The organism is Thermostilla marina, assembly GCF_054657455.1.
The window spans coordinates 1,749,139-1,770,912 of sequence record NZ_BAAHYR010000001.1 but is presented as its reverse complement, the minus strand read 5'-3'; the positions used below and the strand labels follow the sequence as shown (position 1 = coordinate 1,770,912).

Below are 21,774 nucleotides of genomic sequence, written 5' to 3'. Positions count from 1 at the left end.
CAGGGCGAAGGCGTCAATTCTTGGCGTGAATCGCCCTCTCCATGAGTTCTCGCAATTCTTGAGTAGGCACGAACAGCACGTGCCAACTCAAGGCCTCGCCCTCACGACGAAAGATCGTACGGCAGATGGTGACCATGTCGGAGTGCATCACCTGCGGCATGAGGGCTTGTTGCAGGACGCTGATACCGTAGTCCTGGATGAAGTACGGTGGAGAGGGTACCAGCTTGTAATCGATCATCCGGGTCAGGGCGTTCATGTAGGCACACCCCAAGATATTCCCGGTTTCGGTGAGGGCCGACTTTTCCAGATCGGTCCACTCACCGCTCGGCTCGTAGTTTTGGCCGAGCAGGGTCGCCGCCAACCGGCGACCGTTGACATCGTCGAAGGTGAGAATCATCTCACCACCGGGCTCGCCTTCCAAGCTGAGCACGACCATCGTCAACAATTCATCGCCCAGGCCCAGCTCGGTGTAAACCTCTTCCAACGGGATCTCTTTGACCTCGTCGAGGCTGAGCGAGATCAGACCGTCGGTCCACCGGCACATCGCCGCCGAGGCGTCGTGCGTAGCTGTGGCGAAAAGCTTTTCCAAATAATCGATGTTACGGGAAGTCCCGAGCGTCGATTCGGCGTTCATGGTTCTTGTTCCTTTTGCTCCTCAAACAGCCGCCCCGGAAACCTTGTTGGATACCATCTGCGTCAAAGCGGCAATATCCAGGATCAGCGAAACCCTACCGTTCCCCAAGATGCTTGCCCCGGAGATTCCTGCAATGTTGCGGTAGTTCTCGGAGATCGACTTGATGACGACGTCTTCCTCACCCAGCACGCGATCCACGATCAGACCGAATTCATGGCCGGGGTCGCCCACTACGACCAACGTGGCATCGCCTTGCTGCTCTTCGGGTTGATAATCTTCGTGGTACCATCCGAACAAGTCGGAAAGCTCCACGACCGAGATGACGCGTTCCCGAATTCGCGCCGTCCGCAATCCGTGGACGGTCGTCAGATACTCCGGTCGCAACCGGACGATCTCGGCCACCGCCTCGATCGGCATCGCGAACACATCCTTGTGAATTTCGACCAGCAAACTGGGCAGGATCGCCAGGGTAAGCGGAAGCTTGATGGTGATCGTCGTTCCTTCCCCCGGCTTGCTGTCGATCTCGACGGTACCGTTGAGGTCCTCGATCTTCGACTTGACGATATCCATTCCCATACCGCGGCCGGAAACTTCCGTGACTTTCTCCGCCGTACTCAACCCCGGCTCCCAAATGAGCTGATAGATTTGCTGCGGGGTGAGTTTGTCGGCTTCGGCTTGCGTGATGATTCCTCGATCGAGCGCCTTCTTCAGGATTCGGTCGCCGTCGAGTCCTTTTCCGTCGTCGATCACCTGGATGACGATCGAGTTCCCGCGGTGGAAGGCATCCAGGATGATCGTCCCTCGGGGCGGCTTTCCGGCCGCTTTGCGCACCTCGGGCAACTCGATACCGTGATCCGCCGAGTTGCGGACTATATGGATCAGCGGGTCGCCCAGCTCGTCGATCATCCGCTTGTCGAGTTCGGTCTTTTCTCCGCGGATGACCAGTTCGATATCTTTCCCGTTCGACCGCGAAATGTCGCGCACGACGCGTTTGAAACGAGTGAACAACGGGCCGATGGGAACCATCCGCGTGTCCATCACGCTCTGTTGGATTCCGTCCGTCACACGGTCCAATTGATGGATGGCGTCGAACAGGTTGTTCACTGCGGCACGTGTCTCGAGAACGGCCTCGAGTTCGCGACGGACGTTGACGAGGTCCTTCTGCATCTGCCGGGCGGCGGCCGCCGCAGCAGCCATTTCGGCAGCCAATTTGCCGGCATCGCCGGTTTCCTTTTGCCAAGACGACAAGCTGTCGAGCTTTGTTTGAACGTTCGCCAGCGACTGCAGCGATTGCCCGACCGAAAGCACGGTCTTCAGTTTTTCCCCGATTTCCGTAAAACGGGCACGGCTGATCACCAACTGGCCGGCGAGATTCATGAGCTGGTCGAGCCGCTCGATGTCGACCCGCAATGTCTCGCTCGGCTTGTTGGATTCGCCTTGTCGGCCGCGCGAAGCCGGTTTTTTCGGTGCCGGACTTGCCTGCTCCTTGGCATTCGCCTGCGGTTTCGCCTGCTGCGGCTTGGGGCCGCTCGTGCTTGTCGAAGCGGCTTTTTTCTCTGCCGGTTCTGCGACTTGTCGCAACGGCTCGACCACGAAATCACGAACGCCGCCCACCCGCACAAGGCGAACGATATCTTCCAGCGATGCTTCGGTGATCACGCCGAAGGTCACGTAGTCCAGAGTCTCCAATTCGTCCACGCTCTCCAACGGCGGATCGAAATAGCAGACATCGCCGGCGTTGTTCAGCTTTTCATAGATCAGTCGGCCTTTCAGTCCGACCAAGGGCAGCTTGGGCTGGAAGAAGACGCGCCCGACGAAAGCGCCCAGATCGCCGGCCGTTTTCGCCACAGCCGCGTGAACCGCATCTTCGACTCGGTCGGTCGAACAACCTTTCTGGGATGCAATTTCTCCGGCAGCCGGTTTCTCTCCGGCCGACGGTGATTTCGCGGCGTCGACCGCACCACCCTGCACCTTCACCAAACCGACGGCGAGTTCGACGAAATGGTCGGCATCGTTCCCACCGGAACGCAGGTTGCCGAGATACTGCTGGAAACCGTCGGTGCATTTCAACAGTGCATCGGTGGCTTCAGGACTAAGCGGCTTACCGTTGTCGCGGAGGTTCTGGAGCAAATCCTCCATCAAATGCGCCAGCTTGGCGGCACGATTCAAGCCCACAGAAGCCGCCGATCCCTTGATCCGATGCGAGGTGATCAAGAGTTGCTCAAGTTCTTCTTTACTTCCGCCCCCCTCGACGGCCAAAAGTGTTTCCGACAGTGTGTCGAGCGACTGGTCCAACTCGTCGATGAACATCTGGAAGTACTTCGACGAGAAATCCGCTTCGTCGGTCAAGCCGTTGAAGTGCTCGGCCACGACCGCCTCGACCGCGGCATCGTCGCTCGGCGCCGCGTTTGCGGGCGTTTCCGGAGCGGGAGCTTCCTCCGTTCCTTCCATGGCTTCTTCGACGCCTTCCTCGGCTTGGCTGAGGGCGGCCAAGGCGCGTTCCGCATCAGCTTGGCTGCTTTTTTGCCGTTCGACGCCGGCTCGTTGCAAAAGTTCCTTGATGGCGGCGACAACTTCTTCCGCGTCGACCGACTCGTCCGAATCCGGCTCTTTGAGCAAATCGATCATGGCCGTCAGCCGATCGACCGCTTGAAAGACCAGGTCGACGACTTCACTGGTGATGATCAACTCGTCTTTGCGGGCGGCATCGAAGACGTTTTCGACCTTGTGGGTCAGCTCGTTGATGTCGTCGAGCCCCAGCATGGCCGACAGACCTTTGAGGCTGTGCGCGGCCCGGAACATCTCGTTGAGCAGCTCCATGTCGAACCGCTCGGTCGGTGTACCGCCTTGGGCGCGTACCCAGTCGTCCAACTGCAAGAGGTTCTCGTTGAGACGGTCCAACAACTGGGCGGACTCATCCAGGAAATCGCCCAACATACTTTCGAAGAATTCGTCTCGAGCGGTCGCGCTCATATCCGACTCCTGTGGTCTCCATTCGGCGGGGCAGGAGTTGTCCCTGTCTCGGTTGGCATCAACTGGAAGGCTGAACTTCGGCATGGATTGCCGAAGGGGGGTTACTTCTTCAGAAAACTATAGGTTGTCTTCTTGGCGGGGGAGGAAGATTTTTCCTTGGCTTCGGGAACGCGGTACAACCACGGTTGGAGCCGTTGGAAGGACCGTACGAGGTCGCTGATTCCCTCGGCCGCACCGGCAACCAGGTAGCCGCCTTCGCGTATCACCTTGGTCACATTGCCGATGACCCGTTTTTTCGATTCGGTATCGAAATAGATCAACACGTTCTTCAGGAAGACGATGTCGAAGGGCCCCTCGTTCACCAGCGGATCGAGCAGATTATGCTGGCGAAAGCTCGCCATCGAGGTCAGCACCGGTTTCGCCTTCCATACCGACGCATTCGGCACTTGGGTGAAGTACCTCTTGCGAAGCTCCTCGGGCACCAATCTCATCGCCCGTTCGTTGAACACCGCCGTCTTGGCCTGCTCCACGGCACCGATGCCGATGTCGGTCCCCAGGATACGAATGTTCCAGCGTTGAAAATTGGGCAGTGAGGCGGCGATGCACGTGGCGATCGTCATCGCCTCGTCGCCGGTACTGCACGCCGCAGACCAAATCCGCAGTTGGCGACGGCCGGTTTTCTTCGCCCGCGCTTCCATCTCGGGCAGGAATTGTTTGCGAAACCAGTTCCACTGTGCTTCGTCACGAAACAGGTAAGTCTCGTGCGTGGTGATCTCTTGCAGAAAACCGTCCCATTCCGGATCGTCGGGCTTGAGCGACGTGAGATACTGGAAGTATTCGTCATACCCCTTGATGCCGGTCTCACGCAGCCGACGGCGCAGCCGATTCGACAGCAGCGTTTTCTTTTGCGGCGAAATGCGAATGCCCGTGCGGCGGTAGATCAGGTCGGCATACCGGCGCAATTGTTCGTCGGTCACCTGTGCACCGAACGCCGATACTCCGCCGGACAGCGGTTTCGCAGCGATCGTCTTGGCTTCCGTCGTTTTCTTCCAGGTGGATTTCACCACCGGTTTTGCCGGAATGGTATTCTTCTTGTCGTCGCTACCGCTCTTTTTGAATCCGAAGCGTTTCGGCAGCATGTCAAACTCCATTCACGATTCCTTCGATCGCCCCCGCCCCAGGCGGTCCCGAAAACCGCCTCCTTCGGCATCGACGCCGGCTTGCAGCACCGCCAAGTGCGACAATCCACCGGAGTGATGGAGGCTACTCGGGCTCGCAGACGACCTCCCTGCCGGAATCTATCCAAAAAACGTTGAAAATATCTCGTTCCGTCGGTGCCTTCCCGGCTTCGGTGGCGAGCCGGCGCGAACACTTCCAGCTCACCGGCCCCCGCGGATCACACAGGGATCACACCATACCTGCGTAAGCGTCCATCCCGGCGCATTCTTCCTCGCCCAAGAGGCGATCGATCTCGAGAAGAATGAGCAATCGGTTTTCCAGCTTTACCAGGCCGGTCAGATACTCGCGGCCCAAACCGGCGACCGTCGGAGGCGGCGGCGCGATTTGGTCCTGCGTGATTCGCAGCACCTCGCTCACCGCATCGACGATGATGCCGATCGTCTTGTTGCGCACGTTCACGACCATGATGCGGGTATCTTCCGTCAGGTCTTGCGGCGGAAGCCCGAATCGCAACCGCAAATCAACGATCGGAATGACCGTGCTGCGGAGGTTGATCAGACCTTTGATGTACTCGGGCGTCTGCGGCACGCGAGTAATTTCACCCATCAGGATGATTTCTTGCACCTTGGTGATTTCCACCCCGTATTCCTCTTGGCCGAGGCGGAAACTGACCAGTTGCATGGTGCCCGAACCTTCCTGCTGATTCACTTCCTGAATCAGAGCCTCTTGTGTGGTCGTCGACACGGTTTTCCTCCTCATTCGTTCAAAGCCACCAACGGAGGCCGGAAATCCCGGCTTCATCTGCTGTCGTTGGTCGATTCCGAGGTCGGTGGTCCCAAAGGCCCGTTGCCGCCGGTCGAATGCAAACGCGGCAGCAAAAATGCCGAAAATCACCGACATTTCTGAACAACTATAGACCACACAAACGGCGAGGTTTGGCTATTCGCGCCTTTTTCTCCGAGGGTGCCCCTGCATCGGCAGCACAACTGTTGCAATCGCACTCCTTTCGTGTGCCGACCCAACTCGCTGCCGGGCCGGCCGCGGTTTTCACTCGACTCTCGGTCCGCAAAGTTCCTTTCTTCGACCGCGCATTAAAAAAGAAACAAATAGACAGATAGAGAGAATAGAGCTACCGCAGACCAGCAACTTCCGTTCGGTGCGGGCGCGGATTCGTCTCAACCGGCACAATCCATACAAGCCGGTGTCTTTGCGGCAAGCCCCGCGCAACCAACCTCAAAAAAAGGCGGCACTGCGCGCCGCGTGCATCCTACGTTTGAGAGAACTCAAACGAATCCGTACGCCGGCTCCATGTTCGCGGGCCGGACAGGTTCCATCGAAACATCCTTGGTATTCATTTCGTCGACTTGATTTTCGAAAAGGTAAGACCATGAGCGCGAGAGTTCTTGTTGCCGACGATTCCAGCACGATGCGGAAAATCATCCTGCGGTCGTTGCAAGCCGTAGGTATCCCGGAAGCCGTCGAAGCGGCCGACGGCACCGAGGCCGTCTCCCTGTTCAAGCCCGGTGAATTCGACATGGTCCTGACCGACTGGAACATGCCGGGCAAAACGGGCTTGGAGGTGATTCAAGAGATCCGCGCCCAAGATCCGAACGTCCCCATCATCATGATCACGACGGAGGCGGAAAAAGGCCGCGTCATGCAGGCGATCCAAGCCGGTGTCTCGGACTACTTGGTAAAGCCCTTTACGGCCGAAACGCTCCGCGAGAAGCTGGAAAAGCACGGCTGCTGAACCGGCAAAGTTTACACGCACACACGGCCGCCGATCGCTCTGCGCCGATCGACGGCCGTATTTTTTTGTCGGACTGCCCCCTTTGCATGTCGCCGATGTGTCGTGAACCGACCGCCTGCATTATTTCGGCTCGATCTTCAAGACACGCCCTCGCCGTTCGAAGCGACACCCCAACGGATCGAGAACGGCGTGCCAAAGATCGTCGATCGTGCCATTTTCGATCTGAAACACAATCGGCCGATCCAGCGAAACTCCGGCCTGCGCCAACGCCTTTTCGTCATATCGAATGTCTAGGCGAAGCTGTCGTCCGAATTGTTCGATCACTTGTCGCAAGGTAGCTTTGGCTTCTTTTACGGTGAACCGGTCAAGCGCATAAGGATCACTTCCCGGGCGAGGACGTACCGCCGTATGCCCGCTTGCGGAAGACGCACCGGAATTCGTCCCCTGCAACAATCCGGCCGCCAGCTCCAATGCTTCGATGCGTCCTTCGACAATCAATTGCGTACCGTTCACTTGCACGCGCAGCTCCGGAACGGCTTGCCTCAATCGATCGGCCGCTTCCGCTGCTCGCGCTCCAATCTGGAACCGTCGTGTGTCGACGATGTCCTTTTCGACGGGAACAAACTGAACGACACCGTCCGCCCGCGGAACATACGTCAGCTCGAACATGCCGGCAAACAGCGTGAGAGCCTGATGCAACGGCATCTCGGGCAAATCTGCCGGAGCCAACAGATCATGCGGAAACCGGTCCAGGCCTTCTGCCTGCAACGAGGCTTGCGTCAGCCATCGGCCGACGACCTCACGCGGGGTCGCCAATCGCTCCCAGCCGCCCGAAACGAGCACGTTGCCGCGCTGACGAACATCGGGAGGCAACCTCTCCCATTCACGACGTCGAAGCTCCAGCAATGTTCGACAGCGTCTAGCCGCCGCCGGGGGCGCCACATAAACGATCTCGTCGAAAAAGGCGGCGTCTCCGCCGACCGATCGCGCGACGCCCGAAACCGCATGCTGTAAGGTCGCATCGCGAAGTTCAAGCGTAATCTTGCGATCCGGATCGAGTCGGCGATCCAACAACAAGAATTGCCCCGCCGATTCGACGACGCCCTTCAGTCCGTCTCGCAAAGGCACGTCGGTCCAGTGAAGTGACAAGGTTTGTTGTCCGCCGGCGGCCTTGCCTTCTTGGCCCAAGGTCGGTCCGCCGATGGCCGCAATCACCCCACACGCTACCCCCCAATAAGCCATCGACAAGAGCACAAAGAGGATCGGTTTCCGCATTGAGCGGCCTCCGCTGACGAGTGAACCGAAACACGAGGCAATGTCTCGTACACCTCATTATACGCCGCCGCTCGGCGACGACCGAGCCGGTCGCTCTCCTGCGATCGGCACAATCGTTGCGATTGCGAAAATCGATTCTGTGACATCTCAAGGCCTGTTCACCACGAGCGGTTCCTGAAGAACTTCGTTTGGGAAACGCTGAACTCCGATTACAATCGACCGTACGGCCTGGAGGCGATAGCGTACGTCACGGACGGCAACAGGCGTGTTGCACATTGACATCCTTCGGGGAGCATCTCCGTGGCTGACGACCGTCCTCGAACGGCCCTTCTTGCCGATCTCTACATGCACTATCTGGAATCGCAGGACACGGCCGCCTTTCTCAAGGCGGTTCGCGCCCGCTACACGCAGGGCACTCTCCAGCGACTGGTGGCTTCGTTCGACGATGTCATCACGCGCCGCGCGGCCGTGCTGGTTTTGGGCTTCGTGGGCGACTATGAATCGAACCACGTGTTGGGCCGTGCCCTCAACGACAAGGACCGCACCACGCGGATGATGGCCGAAACCAGCATTCGAAAAATCTGGATGCGGTTCGGTAATCCGGAGCACCGGAGGGAAATCGCCGTCATCGCACGCATGAACGCGGCAAAACGCTACCACGAAGTCATTCGCCGCGCAAGTGCTTTGATCGATGAGCTGCCCGATTTCGCCGAGGCCTACAACCAACGGGCGGTAGCCTTTTTCGGACAGGGCGAGTTCGCCGAAGCGATTCGAGACTGTCACCAGGCGCTAGAGTTGAATCCGTACCACTTCGGCGCCGCAGCGGGCATGGGCCAAGCCTATCTGGAGCTGAACGACCCGGTATCGGCGCTCGAGGCCTTTCGCCGCGCGTTGCGATTGAATCCCGACCTCGAAGCCGTCCGCGTCCAGGTCCATCGCCTCAGCCGTCTGATCGAAGATTCCTAACCGCCCGTTGCACAAGCGGGTTTTGGGGATCGCTTGAGGCTGAATAAAGCCCCGCGGCTGTTTCGGCCGCACCAGTCAGGCTCCGTGGAACGCTCAGTCCGAACCGCAAGGACAGAATCACCGCTAGGTTGCAACCCTCATCCGCACCAAGTACCGTTTCTTCACTTTCGGCAGACCTCACACAGGGAAAGACGCTCTTGCCGCTTCGTGCCGCAATTCTCTGCGGTCAGCCGCTGATCACAATTGGGATTTGCAACGGGCTGCTGCATACCGAGAATGCTTCGATCGCGTGAAGTATTCGCTTTGCGTTCGGTTCAGTACCATCCCGCGTTCGGTTGCGCGGGTACGGTATTCCACGATGTATCATAGCGCGGTCGAACGGCTATGTTTCCCGTGCCGCCTGCACCGAAAGCGATCCGCCGAATGTCGGGCAGTGCCTGCACGTAGCGTTCCGGATTCATATTGAACCGTTCGAACGATTCTTCATCGGCAAACAAGTAAACGCGATCCCGGTACCACGCGCCGAACTCGCGGCGGCCTTCTTCAACCCGTCCCGAATCAAGAGCTTTGACCACGTCGATCCCCGCCAAGACCGGCGCATATCGCTCAGGATCGGCCAGGAATTTTTGCTGTTCGACCGGTCCGGCAAACAGATACGTGCGTCCTTCGTGGCGGGCACCCCAACGGCGATTGCCCAGCACCCACCGACCTTTTTCGGTCAAACTCACCGGACAATATCCTTCGAGCCCCAACGGCGGGTTTCCGGGGGGAATCGTGACGGCATTTCCGACCGGCGGACGAACGGGAGCTTGTGTCAAGCCCGCCGATTGCCCGGCAGTGGCGTCCGCAGTCACCATCGTCCCATGCGGTTGGACCGGTCCGGAGGGTGTTCTTGCTTCGGCGGTGAGCCGACCGGCCGGTTGCCTGGTTTCCGGAACCACCGGCGGCGTCGAAGACTGCTCGACCGCCACGCCAGGCGGCAAATCAAGATGGACATTCAATCCCGCTGTTGCGGGCTGCGCTCGCCGCTCCAGTTCGGCCATCGGGTCGTCTGCGACAGCCGGCTGCATCGCGAGATTTTCGGTCGGCGTCCCGTTCACGGATGGGCCGGGACGATAGTCCATCACCCCGCCCGGTTGAGCTGCCGACGGTGCCGGCGAACGGGTTGGTTGCATCGCCGGGCGGCTCCACGGCGAGGGGACCGACGGCGAAAGCCCTGCTTGTGCCGACGCAACCGCCGGCCGTGCCGGCGTCTCTTGCAAACCACTCGTCGTGGCACCGCCGAAACCGGCGGAAAGCTGCGGCGCTTGTGCCGAGGCAGGCACTTGCGCCGACGCTACCGGACCGTAGTTTGTCGGCATTTGCGAAGCATATCGCGGCCCGACCAACGACGGGTCTGCGGGCGCCGCAGGCATCATGGGTGCTGTCACTCCCCCGGGGCCCGCGCTCACCGGCGCATTCCACGGCGAAGGGGTGTTCGTCGCCGGTGCGGCCGGCGACTGCCCCGGCTGTGGACCGATCGGCCCGTACGATCCGGTCGGCGAGTTTCCGACGAGAACGGGATTTTGAGGAACACCGGAAGGTAACGCCTCCTCCCTCGGCACGGATGTCGGATTTGCCGCCAATTGGCGATTGGCCGTCGATCGGTAGGCTGCGGCGATCTGATTGATCCGTTGCAAATAGACTTCCGCCGAAACAGCGCCGGTCATTTTCCGCAACACTTGGCCCTGCGGGGTAATCACCACGTCGCAGGGAATGCCCGAGACCTTGAATTGCTGCGCCGTATATGGAAACTCGTCTTGATTGATTTTGACGGGCACGAATTGCGACTCGATCGCCGCCGCCACGTCTTGACGACTGAATACGGTCCTCTCCATCTGACGGCAGGGACCGCACCATTCGGCCCAAAAGTGAATAAGCACGGGTCGGTTCGTCTGGGCGGCAACCCGCTTGGCGGCGTCGAGCGTCGGCTGCCAATGAACAACGTCGGCTTGCACGACCGACGCACACATCAAACCGACTCCGATCGTCGCACCGACGATCCACGAATACAGACCGCGCATTTTGATTTCCTCGACCCTGGATTGCTCCGATACACGCAAGAAAAGGCAGACGGGAAGAGATCCCGCTCTTTCCTTATCGGAACCGCCGCCACGTTCGGTTTGGTCGAATCAGTCGAAATTTATCGGTTGTAGCGACAAAACGGAGAGCCTCGGCAAGCCAGGAAAGCCAGAAAACTGCGATTGTTTTGCGGCATGTTTTCGCAGAAATTAAGGTCACGGGCAGTGAGGCATGACGCCGCTAGCCGGTGCGGAACGAGTCATCATGGGCCGGGAAGCATCCGAACCCGTGACGTACGCTTCGCCTCGATACGGTGATTCGGCCGGTCAATCGTCGAAATTCCGTTTGTCATTACACACCGGTATGCTACCTTTGTGCAGCAGCGAGACGATAGTCGGCACTCCGTTCGAGGCCCGACACCACGGTCCATCCATCGTCGGGTAAGCGTTCACTCTAGCCGGAAACAGCTCGTACGTGGCCGAATCGCCGCCTCCGGTACCACACGGTAGAATCGCTGCAAAACGGCATCTTTGTCGGCTCAAAGCTGTTGACAAGCGTTCAAAGGTTTGATCATATTGGGAACTGTCATCCGGGGGGTGAGCCGTACATGACCGGCGAGGAACACAGTCGGCATGTGTTCCTGCCTTGCTCGGAAAAATCAGGCGGGCCGTCGCCCGAAGCTTGACACGTCGCGGCAACCCTGTAAGATGACCATGTAAGGGTTCTCTGCCGCAGGTAATGACCATCGACGCCCTGGTGGCCTCTGGTTGAACGGCCCATTTTCCCTTGTAGGCGTTCTCTACGTAGCGGGGAGTCGCGGCTTCTTGACTGCGTGGAAGTTCCTGCGTGAATCCCCTCGGTGACATGCACAGGGGGCATCTCGGGCGATGCCGTTGTTTCACCGGCATCGAACCGACCAAATGAAATCATTGGCTTTGCCACCCGGCAGACCGATCACTATTGGTTGAGACGGAGCGTCCGGAGTGGCAGGTGGAGACTGTGGCATGTCTCCGCCGTGAGGAACTCTTGGTTCCGCACCGTAACGACGGGATCGTGGAGTGCGATCGTGCGGTGCGTCTGCGAATGAGGTGAAATACCTTATTCTTCTACTGCGCGCTACGAATGGTAGCTTGGGTGCTTTATGGCTAAGAACAAACGACGTGCCCGCGGAAGATCGGGCGGGAACCGGAAATCAAGGAATGATCGATCTCGGTCACGCCGTCGAGATCCCAACGCGCCGATCGGCACCGTTCCCGAACCGCAAACGGGTGAAAACGGTGAACCCCAGCTCTACGATGGGGGCGGCGTGCTGGAAATGCATCCCAGCGGATACGGCTTTCTGCGGGATCCGGCCGCCAACTACGCCCGACAGCTCTCGGACCCCTTCGTGCCCGGCAGCATGGTCGACAAGTACCGGCTCCGTGAAGGCGTCCATATCAACGCCAAGATCCAACCGGGACGGCGCGGCCAAGGTCCGCGCGTCCGTGAAATCTACGACGTCGACGGTCTCCCCCCCGACGAATACCCCAACGTCAAGCATTTCGACGAACTGACTCCGATCAACCCCGAGTCCTGGCTCCAATTGGAGACCGGCCCCGAGCCGATGACCACCCGGGTGATGGATCTCCTGACCCCACTCGGGAAAGGTCAGCGTGCCCTTATCGTGGCGCCGCCGCGCACCGGCAAAACGGTGCTGCTTCAACACGTAAGCCAAGCCATCGCGACCAACTATCCCGACATCAAGTTGATCATTCTGTTGATCGACGAACGTCCCGAGGAAGTCACCGACTTCCGCCGCGTTTGCCACAACGCTGAAGTCGTAGCCAGCAGCCTTGATTGCGAAATCGAAAGCCACGTGCGGTTGTCGCAATTGATCGTTGAGCGTTGCCGCCGCTTGGCCGAGATGGGCAAAGATGTCTTCCTGTTGATGGACTCGATCACCCGTCTCGCCCGGGCATTCAATAAGTGGGTCGGCAACACCGGACGAACGATGTCCGGCGGTATCGACGTCAAGGCGATGGACATCCCCAAGAAACTCTTTGCCACCGCTCGCGTGTTCGAAGAAGGCGGCTCGTTGACTATCGTCGCGACGGCCTTGATCGACACCGGCAGCCGCATGGACGAACTCATCTTCCAAGAGTTCAAAGGCACCGGGAACATGGAACTGGTTCTCGACCGTCGGCTGGCCGATCGCCGCATTTGGCCGGCGATCGACATCACGCAATCCGGTACACGGCGTGAAGAGAAGCTGCTGCCGCCGGAGACACTGCGGGCGGTAAACACGCTGCGACGCATGCTGGCAAGCATGCAGCCGGTCGACGCGATGGAACAGCTCACCGCCAAATTGGCGAAGTACAAGTCGAACGCCGAATTCATCGAACTGATCAGCGGCGTCCACGTTTCGGACTGACGGCGGTGAGCCGCTGATTCCAGCGCTTTGCGTTCGCCCGACACAGCGATGTGCGCCGGCCGGGAAGTCTCTTTCCGGTCCTGACAGCCGAAGTGGATCGAGCTATAATTCTTCGTAGATCAGCTGGTCGGAAAGCGATTTGCAGCACCGGCGACAACCCTTTGGAGGGTACGCGAATTGGTTAGCAGCCACACTGGAAATGTGGTGCCCCGGTGACGGGGTTGCGGGTTCGAGTCCCGTGCCCTCCGCTCCGAAAGTGCCTCTGCGTTTGCAGAGGCTTTTTTATGCGCCTTTATGCGCCCGGTTCCGAACACCCCGACGCCCCTCACGCGGAAGGCCAAATGTTATCGCGTTTTGCCCTTCTTGCTCCCCGGTCTGCATTGGCAAGTCAGGCATCTTCCGAATAAGCTGGAAGCAGGTTGTGGGGGAATGGCGACCGGACACCTTGCGAGAAAACCGTTTTGACGGCTTTCGACGAACGAATTCTTTACCCGCCGTCAGTCGCACGCGAGGAGCGATCCGTCTCACCAGGACTCCGCCGCCGAATCATTTGTCTGCAAGCAGCCATTCTTGTTCATCTCACGAATTCCAGCCTCAACGGCGCGCACCATGCAATTGCTACGCATCCGATTCAGTCGCTTGCCTTTCGTGTACGGCCTGATGTTCGTCGTTCTCGCCGGCGGCAATTTTGTATCTGCCGGGCCCCCGCTTTCGCGACTGGTCGAACGGCTCGACCGCGGCACGGCGGCCATCCGCACGCCGGAAGGCGACGTGGCGATTTCGTGGCGCATCACTGCCGACGATCCGGACACTCGAACGTTCCGAGTTGTTCGTCTTGGAAACGATGGTTCTCGCAAGCCGATCTGGACCTGTCGATCGGACCAACCGACTTTCTTCATCGACCGAAAGCCGCCTGAAAACACGACCGGCTATATCGTCGAAAGTTTCGACGGCAACACGCTCGTTGCCCGATCGACACCGACGGTGATTTGGGAAGACGGCTTTCTTCGCATTCCGCTGCGAACGTTATCGGGCTGTCGGCCGAATGACGCATCGGTCGGCGACCTGGACGGCGACGGCGATTATGAAATCGTCCTCAAACAAGAGATGACGCCGCGAGACAATTCCCAGCGCGGCCCGACAGGCCGAACCCGACTGGAGGCCTACACACTCGAAGGTAAATTTCTGTGGCGTATCGATCTAGGCAGAAACATTCGTGAGGGAGCGCACTACACGCCGTTCTTGGTTTACGATTTCGACGGCGACGGCCGAGCCGAAGTCGCGTGCCGCACTTCCGACGGAACACGTGACGGCACGGGGCGAATCCTGGGCGATCCCGAGGCCGACTATCGCAACGACCAAGGCTTGATTCTCACCGGGCGCGAGTATCTGACCGTGTTCGACGGGCGGACCGGTTCGGTGCGCGATTCGGTTCCCTACGATCCTCCCCGCGGCGACGTCGAAACTTGGGGCGACGATTACGGAAACCGGTCGGATCGTTTCCTGGCCTGCGCAGCCTATCTCGACGGCCGGCATCCGAGTCTCGTCTTCGCCCGCGGCTACTATACGCGAATCGTCGTCGTTGCATGGGATTTGCACGAAGGCCGGCTCGTTCGACGATGGAAGTTCGACACGAACACCGCTCCCGAGGGCACCAAGTACATGGGGCAAGGCAACCACAACTTGGCGGTAGCCGACGTCGACGGCGACGGTCGTGACGAAATCATCTACGGCGCGTGTGCGATCGACGACGACGGATCGGGCCTGTATTCGACCGGTTTCGGGCATGGCGATGCGCTGCACGTCACCGATATCGATCCCAAACATCCCGGGTTGGAAGTGTTCGGAATTCACGAGCATCCTTCGCATCCGTTTGGGGCGAATTTGCGCAATGCGGCGACCGGCGAGGTGCTCTGGGGCCTGGCCTCGCCCGACGTAGGCCGCGGCCTGGCGTGCGATGTCGATCCGAATCATGCCGGCTTGGAATGTTGGGCCAAAGGGGGCGGCTTGCGCGGGATCTACGATTGCCGCGGACGGCGCATCGCCGAGCGTGCACCGCGCGAATGCAATTTTGCCGTGTGGTGGGACGGCGATCTTTCACGCGAACTACTCGACGGGACACGCATCACCAAGTGGAACCCGCTCACACAGGAAAGCGAACTGATCCTCGATGCTGCGGCATTCGGGGCCGTTTCGATCAACGGCACGAAAGCCAATCCGTGCTTGTCGGCCGATATTCTCGGCGACTGGCGAGAAGAGGTCATTTGGCCCAGCGCCGATGGATCGAGTTTGTTCGTCTTCAGCACGGTGTCGCCGACACCGCATCGGCTTGTTACGCTGATGCACGATCCCGTCTACCGGTTGAGCATCGTATGGCAGAACGTCGGCTACAATCAGCCGCCGCATCCCGGTTTTTTCCTGGGCTCAGGCATGCGCGCACCTCCGCCACCTCACGTGGAAACAATCTCACGCCCGGCGCGGTAAGCACGGTGAGCGACGACGGCTCCCTGAAGTCCTGCAACGGCGGTGTTGCCGAATCTTTGCATGCGACGGCGGCGGCAACTATACTCGCTGACGTCATGCCCGCGGATTCTGGCCCATCGGCTTGCCGACCGCGGGCATCTCAGCACAATACCCCCGGTCCCTATCGAGGAGGAATGCCATGAAGTCTCTTCGCGTGTTTCTGTGGCTTGCCCTTGCGCTTGCAATCGCAATCGGATCGCACGGTTACGCTGCCGACTCACTTCCCGATCCCGACGGCAAACCGGCCGACATGTCGAAACCAGTCAAGGTCTTTATCTTGATGGGACAATCGAACATGCTCGGGGCCGGTAAGGTGACCGGCGATTCCGAAGGTTCGCTCGAATATGCCGTCCGCGAAAAGGGGAAGTATCTTTATCTCGTCGACGACCAAGGCAATTGGACGGTACGGCAAGACGTTCGCTACGTGCGGGTCATGGGGAGCGGCACCGGGCCGATGCGGTTGTTCAACAACGAATGGCTGACCGTCAGCGGCGGCAAAATCGGCCCCGAGTTGGGCATCGGTCATTACCTTGGTAATGCGCTCGACGAACCCGTCCTCATTCTGAAGAGCTGCATCGGCAACCGCAGCCTCGGCTGGGATCTCCTTCCGCCCGGCAGCGAATCGTACGAATATACAATCGTCGACAAGAAAACCGGCGAAAAGAAAACGTACGTCTACGCCGGCTACAAACAATCGCCGTCCAAGTGGGAAAAAGGAACCGAACCCGAGCCGATCGGCTGGTACGCCGGCATGCAATACGACGGCGACGTCGCCAACGCCAAGGCCGTGCTGGCCGAATTGGACAAGTACTATCCCGGCGCCAAGGGCTACGAAATCGCCGGTTTCTTCTGGTGGCAGGGCGACAAGGATCGTTACGACGAAGGACACGCCGCCCGCTACGAACAAAATTTGGTGCACCTCATCAAACAGTTGCGCAAGGACTTCAACGCGCCCGATGCCAAGTTCGTCTGCGCCACACTCGGTCAAACCGAGAAGGGAGCCGAAGGTAACGAAGGCCTCATTCTGAACGCGCAACTGGCTGTCGACGGTGAATCGGGCAAGTATCCGGAATTCAAAGGCAACGTGGCCACCGTTTACACGCACCCGCTGTGCCACGGCGGCGCCTCCAACAGCCACTACAACGGGCACGCCGAAACGTACATGGACGTCGGCGAGGCCATGGGAGCCGCGATGGTCAAATTGCTGCAACAAGGCAAGTAAAAGTAACGTCGCGGAAACGTCGTCCCGTTTGCCTCATGCCGTTTTCTCAGGCGAAATCGGCATGAGGCTCTGTTGTGTTGCCCACCTTTTCGAAGGAAGAAAGGCTCTCGACAATGCGTTCTTCGTTTGCCGTCTGTTTGCTGTTTGGAATTCTCGCTTCTTCCGCGTTCGGCCAGGGAATTCCGCCGAACTTGCCGAAAGAAGACGTCGTCGAGGTACCGGCGATCGGCGACGGGCTGTGCGTGAGCAACATCTTCCAAACGAACATGGTCATCCAACGAGACAAGCCCATCCGTGTCTGGGGTTGGGCTTCTCCGGGTGAAAAAGTGACGGTCTCGTTCGCCGGCCATGAAGCGACGGCCGAAGCCGGATCGGATCGCGCTTGGGAGGTCGTGCTTCCCGCGGTGCCGGTGAACACAACCCCGCAGACGATGGTCGTCCGAGGCAAGGAAGAAACGATCACGTTGGAAAACATCCTTGTCGGCGACGTGTGGGTGTTGGGCGGCCAAAGCAACATGGAGTTTCCCATCACCAACGTCGACGACGGCGAACTCGAGGCCGCGTCGGCCAATTTCCCCCAAATTCGCCTGTTGACGACGCCGCAAGGAAAGGGGTTCGATTCCGTCCACAGCTTCGAACGGTTGTACGAATGGAGTTCGTGGTCGAAACGGCATTTTCGCAAGGGTGACTGGGAAATCTGCACCCCCGAAACCGTGCGCGAATTCTCGGCGATCGGGTACGTGTTCGGCCGACGTGTGCACATGGCGACCGGTGTGCCGATTGGCCTGATCGACACGTCGATCGGCGGCACGACCGTCGAAACGTGGACGCCCATCGACGTTCTCGAACAAGTCGAAGGGGCCGAAACGCGGGCATTATTGCAGGATTGGGCCGAGCGCATCGCGTCTTACGATCCGCAGGCCGACCTGCAACGCCGGATCGAGGCCTACGAAGCGCGAATCAAGTCGCTCAAAGAACGCGGCGAACCGATTCCGCCCGACAGCCGCCCCCCGAACGATCTGCGTCCCGGCCCGGCCGCCGACCGCAATCGTCCCGGCTATTGTTATGCGGGCGTGATCCGACCGCTGGAAGGATTCGCGGTCAAAGGCGCCGTGTTTCATCAGGGCTTCAATAACTGCTTCAGCGGATCGGCCGGCGCGCGAATGTACTACCAGGTATTCGGCAAGATGATCACCGCCTGGCGAAAAGCATTCGACGATCCGCAAATGCCGTTTTGCATCGTCTCGCTGTGCACGGCCGGTGCACCGCAGACGTTGGACAACTTCCTCGTACCGATGTACGACGTCGGTCCGTATATCCGCGAAGCCCAGTACCGCACGTTTCGCGACTTCTTCGATGCGGGCGATCCCAACATCGGATTTGCGAGCACGTATGATTTGCGTAAGAGTTGGTACCATCCGCAGATCAAGATTCCCGCGGGCGAGCGAGTCGCCAAATGGGCATTGACGACGCAATACGGGGTGTTCCAGCGCGGCGGTGCCGAGCAGTTCTGGCTCCCCCCGACGATCGAAAAGATGGAAATCGTCGACGGCACAATTCGCCTGACGTTGAGCACCGACGTCCGCACAAAAGACGATGCCGACGGAAAAATGCTCGGTTTCGCCATTGCGGGTGAGGACCGCATCTTCTATCCGGCCGAGGTTACGTACTACACCGAAACGATCGAGGGTCAAAAGCCTCGTGAACGTCGCAACATCCTCGTGCTGCGCAGTCCTTTCGTAGACGAACCGGTTCATTACCGGTACGCGTGGGCGAGGAATCCGCTGGAAAACATCGTGAACGGTCGCGGTGTGCCGTTGGCGACTCAGCGAAGCGACGATTGGATCCTGGAGGAAACGCCCGTCAAAATCGAAGTTCCCGAGGGCATGTCGCCCGATTCGGCCCGCCGATACATCGCCGGTCGATTGCGTAAAGTGCTGGAAGCCGCCGACCTGGAGCGTCGCTTGCGCACGGCTCAAGCAACCGTCGAAGAACTGACTCCGCTGGTCGAAAAGGCGAAGGCCGCGTTGGGAAACTGAGGACAGACGCCAAGGTGAGAGAAAAGCTGATCGCAGCTCACGTTACGTTGGGCTGCGATTGGTACTTGTTATTGGCGGGCTGCGTGTATACCATGTATACACTTCTTCCCGGCGTCGCGATTTCCCTCCACCGACCGCCCTACCCCACGTTGCTGGAGAACCTCATGCTTCACTCACGAACCCGATCGCTCGCTCTGCTATTCTTGTGGACCGCCATCCCGGCTGCGTTTTCGCCTCGATGCGTTTCCGCAGCGAAGGAGCGGCCCAATGTCGTGCTCATCGTGTGCGACGATCTCAACGACTACGTGACCGTTCTGGGCGGTCACCCGCAGGCACGAACTCCGCATCTCGAAAAACTGGCGGCTTCCGGAGTCGCCTTCCGGCACGCGTACAGCAACAATCCCATCTGCGCGCCGTCTCGCTCGAGCTTTTTGACGGGCATTTATCCGCACCAGTCGAGAAACATGTTCTTCGACTATTGGTTCAAGAACCCCGTCTTGGCCAATTCGAAAACGCTGTCGCATTATTTCCGCGACAACGGCTATTACGTCGTCGGTAGCGGCAAAGTCATGCACCACGTGCGTGTTGAAGAATGGGACGAATACGCCTATAAGCCCGACTACGGTCCGTTCGTTTTCGACGGACAAGAGCGGGTGGCCCACCCGTCGGTACCCGAGCCCTTCCGTAGCATCGGCCCGGTCGACGGTTCGTTCGCCCCGCTCTCCGACCTCCCCTATCCCGACGACACCACGGGCTCCAAAGGCTGGATTTACGGCACCTGGGGCAAGACGGTTCCGTTCCGGTATCGTAGCGAGACGGACCGTGATCCGACCCCCGACGAACGGAATGCCCGCTGGGCCGCCGAACGTATTCGCCGGTTCGCCGAAACCCCCGGCCAACGGCCGTTCTTCTTAGCCGTCGGCTTCATCCGGCCGCACACACCGCTGCACGTGCCGAAGAAGTACTTCGACATGTTCCCCAAAGACCGGTTGCAACTGCCGCTGATCAAACCACACGACGCTGATGACTGCCACTACGCCGAGGTCATCTCTCCCGAATCGAAAGGGCTGAAGTACTTCCGGCTGTTGTGCGAGTCCTATCCGAGTTGCGGTGAAGGAATCAAGGCTTTCATGCAGGCTTACCTGGCGAGTATCGCGGCGGTCGACGAGTGCATCGGCGAGGTCGTCGAGGCCGTCGACAACAGTCCGTTACGCGACAACACGATCATCGTCGTCACCAGCGACCACGGATGGACGATGGGGCAAAAAGACTACCTGTTCAAGAACTCGCTCTGGGAAGAAAGCACGCGAGTCCCACTCGTCATTCGCGCACCCGGCGTTACGGTTCCCGGGGGAATCGTCGAGCATCCCGTGGCGCTGATCGATTTGTATCCCACATTGGCCGATTTGTGTAATTTGACCGGCGATAACCGCAAGAATGAAAAAGGCCATCCGCTCGACGGCTACAGCCTGCGTCCCTTCCTGGAAAACCCGGCGACGACCGAATGGGACGGACCACCCGGGGCATTGACGATGGTTTATGCCGGCCCCGAATCGAAGAACGATCCGGCGAAGCAACACTGGTCGGTCCGCACACGGCGTTGGCGATACATCCTCTACAACAACGGTGCCGAAGAACTCTACGACCACGATAACGATCCGCATGAATGGACGAACCTAGCCGACGATCCGGCCTATGCATCGCAAAAAGCGGAACTGCGTGCCCTGCTCTTCCGCATGCGTGATGGAAAAAACGCTGCGGCACCGTAGTCTGCCGGTACCGCCTCCCGGCGATCTTCAGATTGCAAAGACGCCCGGACGATGTCTCGGCAACACCGCTGTTGCGTTGATCAACCGCGATTCCGTAGCCGCAAGACGCGAAGCAGAATTCGGTCGAACATCCCGTCGGTCAAGATGCGGCGGGCGATCATCAGGGCTTTCGCATCGGCGGGAACCGCATAACGACGACGGGGGCGCCGTGCCGTAGCCGCATGAACGACTGCTTTCGCGACCACTTCAGGGCCCGGCGCCTTACGATAGGCATCTTCGATCGCGCTGCGAAAACCGCTCTTGGCGCGCCCGTACACTTCCGGATCGGGCGAAGCGTCAAGCTTGGCGAGCGCCGTCTCGTCGAATTCCGTCTTGATTGCTCCCGGTTCGATCACGATCACGCGAATGCCGAACGGCGACGTTTCGAGGCGCAGGGCGTCCGAGATCGCTTCGACGGCGTGCTTGGTCGCCGAATACCAACCGGCGAACGGCAGCGCGAGCTTGCCGACCACCGAGGCGATGTTGATGATCCTGCCCGCCTCTTGCCGCCGCATGATCGGCAAAGCCGCCCGGGTCACACGTCCCAATCCGAACACGTTGACGTCGAATTGGCGGCGGATTTCCTCTTCGGAACATCCTTCGATTGTACCGTAGAGCCCGTAACCGGCATTGTTCACCAAAACGTCGATCCGTCCTCGCTCCTGTTCGATTTGCGAAGCGGCCCGAACGACGGCGTCGGGATCGGTAACATCCAAGGGTAAAGGAGTGATCCTCGCCGATTCCAGCTCGGCCAACCGTGCCGTGCGCCGCGCCGAGGCGTACACATGAAAACCGGCATCCGTCAGCGCCGCGGCAACCGCTCTTCCGATGCCCGCCGATGCCCCGGTCACCCAGGCCACTCGCGTATCCATACGTCCTTCCCCAAATCGCTTTCACGAACGACACTCCCTCGACCACGGCCCGACGGCCGTCT

At 59.5% G+C, this 21,774-nt stretch carries 14 protein-coding genes and 1 tRNA gene; 8 read left to right on the top strand and 7 right to left on the bottom strand.

Features of this window, described 5'->3' with window-relative positions; genetic code table 11:
* Window positions 1-13: 13 nt before the first annotated feature.
* From ACYQ2I_RS06385 to ACYQ2I_RS06370, 4 genes are all read right to left on the bottom strand, one after another.
* A complete protein-coding gene (locus tag ACYQ2I_RS06385; RefSeq protein ID WP_460166171.1) occupies window positions 14-634 on the bottom strand; it encodes a chemotaxis protein in 621 nt (206 codons plus the stop codon).
* Between the two features lie 21 nt (window positions 635-655).
* On the bottom strand, window positions 656-3,607 hold the full coding sequence (locus ACYQ2I_RS06380; RefSeq protein ID WP_460166170.1) for a chemotaxis protein CheA: 2,952 nt from the start codon (window positions 3,605-3,607) through the stop codon (window positions 656-658).
* Window positions 3,608-3,708: 101 nt separating this feature from the next.
* Entirely contained in the window at window positions 3,709-4,758 is a 1,050-nt protein-coding gene (locus tag ACYQ2I_RS06375) for a CheR family methyltransferase (protein WP_460166169.1), read from the bottom strand.
* A 256-nt stretch (window positions 4,759-5,014) separates the two neighbouring features.
* On the bottom strand, window positions 5,015-5,530 hold the full coding sequence (locus ACYQ2I_RS06370; protein ID WP_460166168.1) for a chemotaxis protein CheW: 516 nt from the start codon (window positions 5,528-5,530) through the stop codon (window positions 5,015-5,017).
* Window positions 5,531-6,173: 643 nt separating this feature from the next.
* On the opposite strand from ACYQ2I_RS06370, the gene ACYQ2I_RS06365 reads away from it, so the two are divergent.
* Complete coding sequence (locus ACYQ2I_RS06365; RefSeq protein ID WP_460166167.1) at window positions 6,174-6,536, top strand: response regulator; 363 nt, start codon at window positions 6,174-6,176, stop codon at window positions 6,534-6,536.
* Window positions 6,537-6,656: 120 nt separating this feature from the next.
* Here ACYQ2I_RS06365 and ACYQ2I_RS06360 read toward each other — a convergent pair whose 3' ends face one another.
* Window positions 6,657-7,811: a hypothetical protein gene (locus ACYQ2I_RS06360; protein ID WP_460166166.1), complete on the bottom strand. Its 1,155-nt coding sequence runs from the start codon at window positions 7,809-7,811 to the stop codon at window positions 6,657-6,659.
* A 300-nt stretch (window positions 7,812-8,111) separates the two neighbouring features.
* Here ACYQ2I_RS06360 and ACYQ2I_RS06355 point away from each other — a divergent pair, with 300 nt between their 5' ends.
* Complete coding sequence (locus ACYQ2I_RS06355) at window positions 8,112-8,777, top strand: tetratricopeptide repeat protein (RefSeq protein WP_460166165.1); 666 nt, start codon at window positions 8,112-8,114, stop codon at window positions 8,775-8,777.
* 314 nt (window positions 8,778-9,091) lie between these two features.
* Here ACYQ2I_RS06355 and ACYQ2I_RS06350 read toward each other — a convergent pair whose 3' ends face one another.
* Entirely contained in the window at window positions 9,092-10,840 is a 1,749-nt protein-coding gene (locus ACYQ2I_RS06350; RefSeq protein ID WP_460166164.1) for a thioredoxin fold domain-containing protein, read from the bottom strand.
* 1,139 nt (window positions 10,841-11,979) lie between these two features.
* Between ACYQ2I_RS06350 and rho the strand changes: the two genes are divergently transcribed.
* The 6 genes from rho (at window position 11,980) to ACYQ2I_RS06320 (ending at window position 20,801) form a co-directional block, all read left to right on the top strand.
* Window positions 11,980-13,248 (top strand): transcription termination factor Rho, encoded by a 1,269-nt coding sequence (rho, locus tag ACYQ2I_RS06345; protein ID WP_460166163.1) that lies wholly within the window; start codon window positions 11,980-11,982, stop codon window positions 13,246-13,248.
* A 163-nt stretch (window positions 13,249-13,411) separates the two neighbouring features.
* Window positions 13,412-13,496 (top strand) — tRNA-Ser (locus ACYQ2I_RS06340).
* Window positions 13,497-13,857: 361 nt separating this feature from the next.
* Window positions 13,858-15,732, top strand: coding sequence for a rhamnogalacturonan lyase (locus ACYQ2I_RS06335; RefSeq protein ID WP_460166162.1), 1,875 nt, complete (start codon window positions 13,858-13,860; stop codon window positions 15,730-15,732).
* 178 nt (window positions 15,733-15,910) lie between these two features.
* A complete protein-coding gene (locus tag ACYQ2I_RS06330) occupies window positions 15,911-16,993 on the top strand; it encodes a sialate O-acetylesterase (RefSeq protein WP_460166161.1) in 1,083 nt (360 codons plus the stop codon).
* A gap of 113 nt (window positions 16,994-17,106) precedes the next feature.
* Window positions 17,107-19,032: a sialate O-acetylesterase gene (locus tag ACYQ2I_RS06325; protein WP_460166160.1), complete on the top strand. Its 1,926-nt coding sequence runs from the start codon at window positions 17,107-17,109 to the stop codon at window positions 19,030-19,032.
* A gap of 14 nt (window positions 19,033-19,046) precedes the next feature.
* On the top strand, window positions 19,047-20,801 hold the full coding sequence (locus tag ACYQ2I_RS06320; protein WP_460166159.1) for a sulfatase: 1,755 nt from the start codon (window positions 19,047-19,049) through the stop codon (window positions 20,799-20,801).
* 80 nt (window positions 20,802-20,881) lie between these two features.
* Here ACYQ2I_RS06320 and ACYQ2I_RS06315 read toward each other — a convergent pair whose 3' ends face one another.
* A complete protein-coding gene (locus tag ACYQ2I_RS06315) occupies window positions 20,882-21,712 on the bottom strand; it encodes an oxidoreductase (RefSeq protein WP_460166158.1) in 831 nt (276 codons plus the stop codon).
* Window positions 21,713-21,774: the final 62 nt, after the last annotated feature.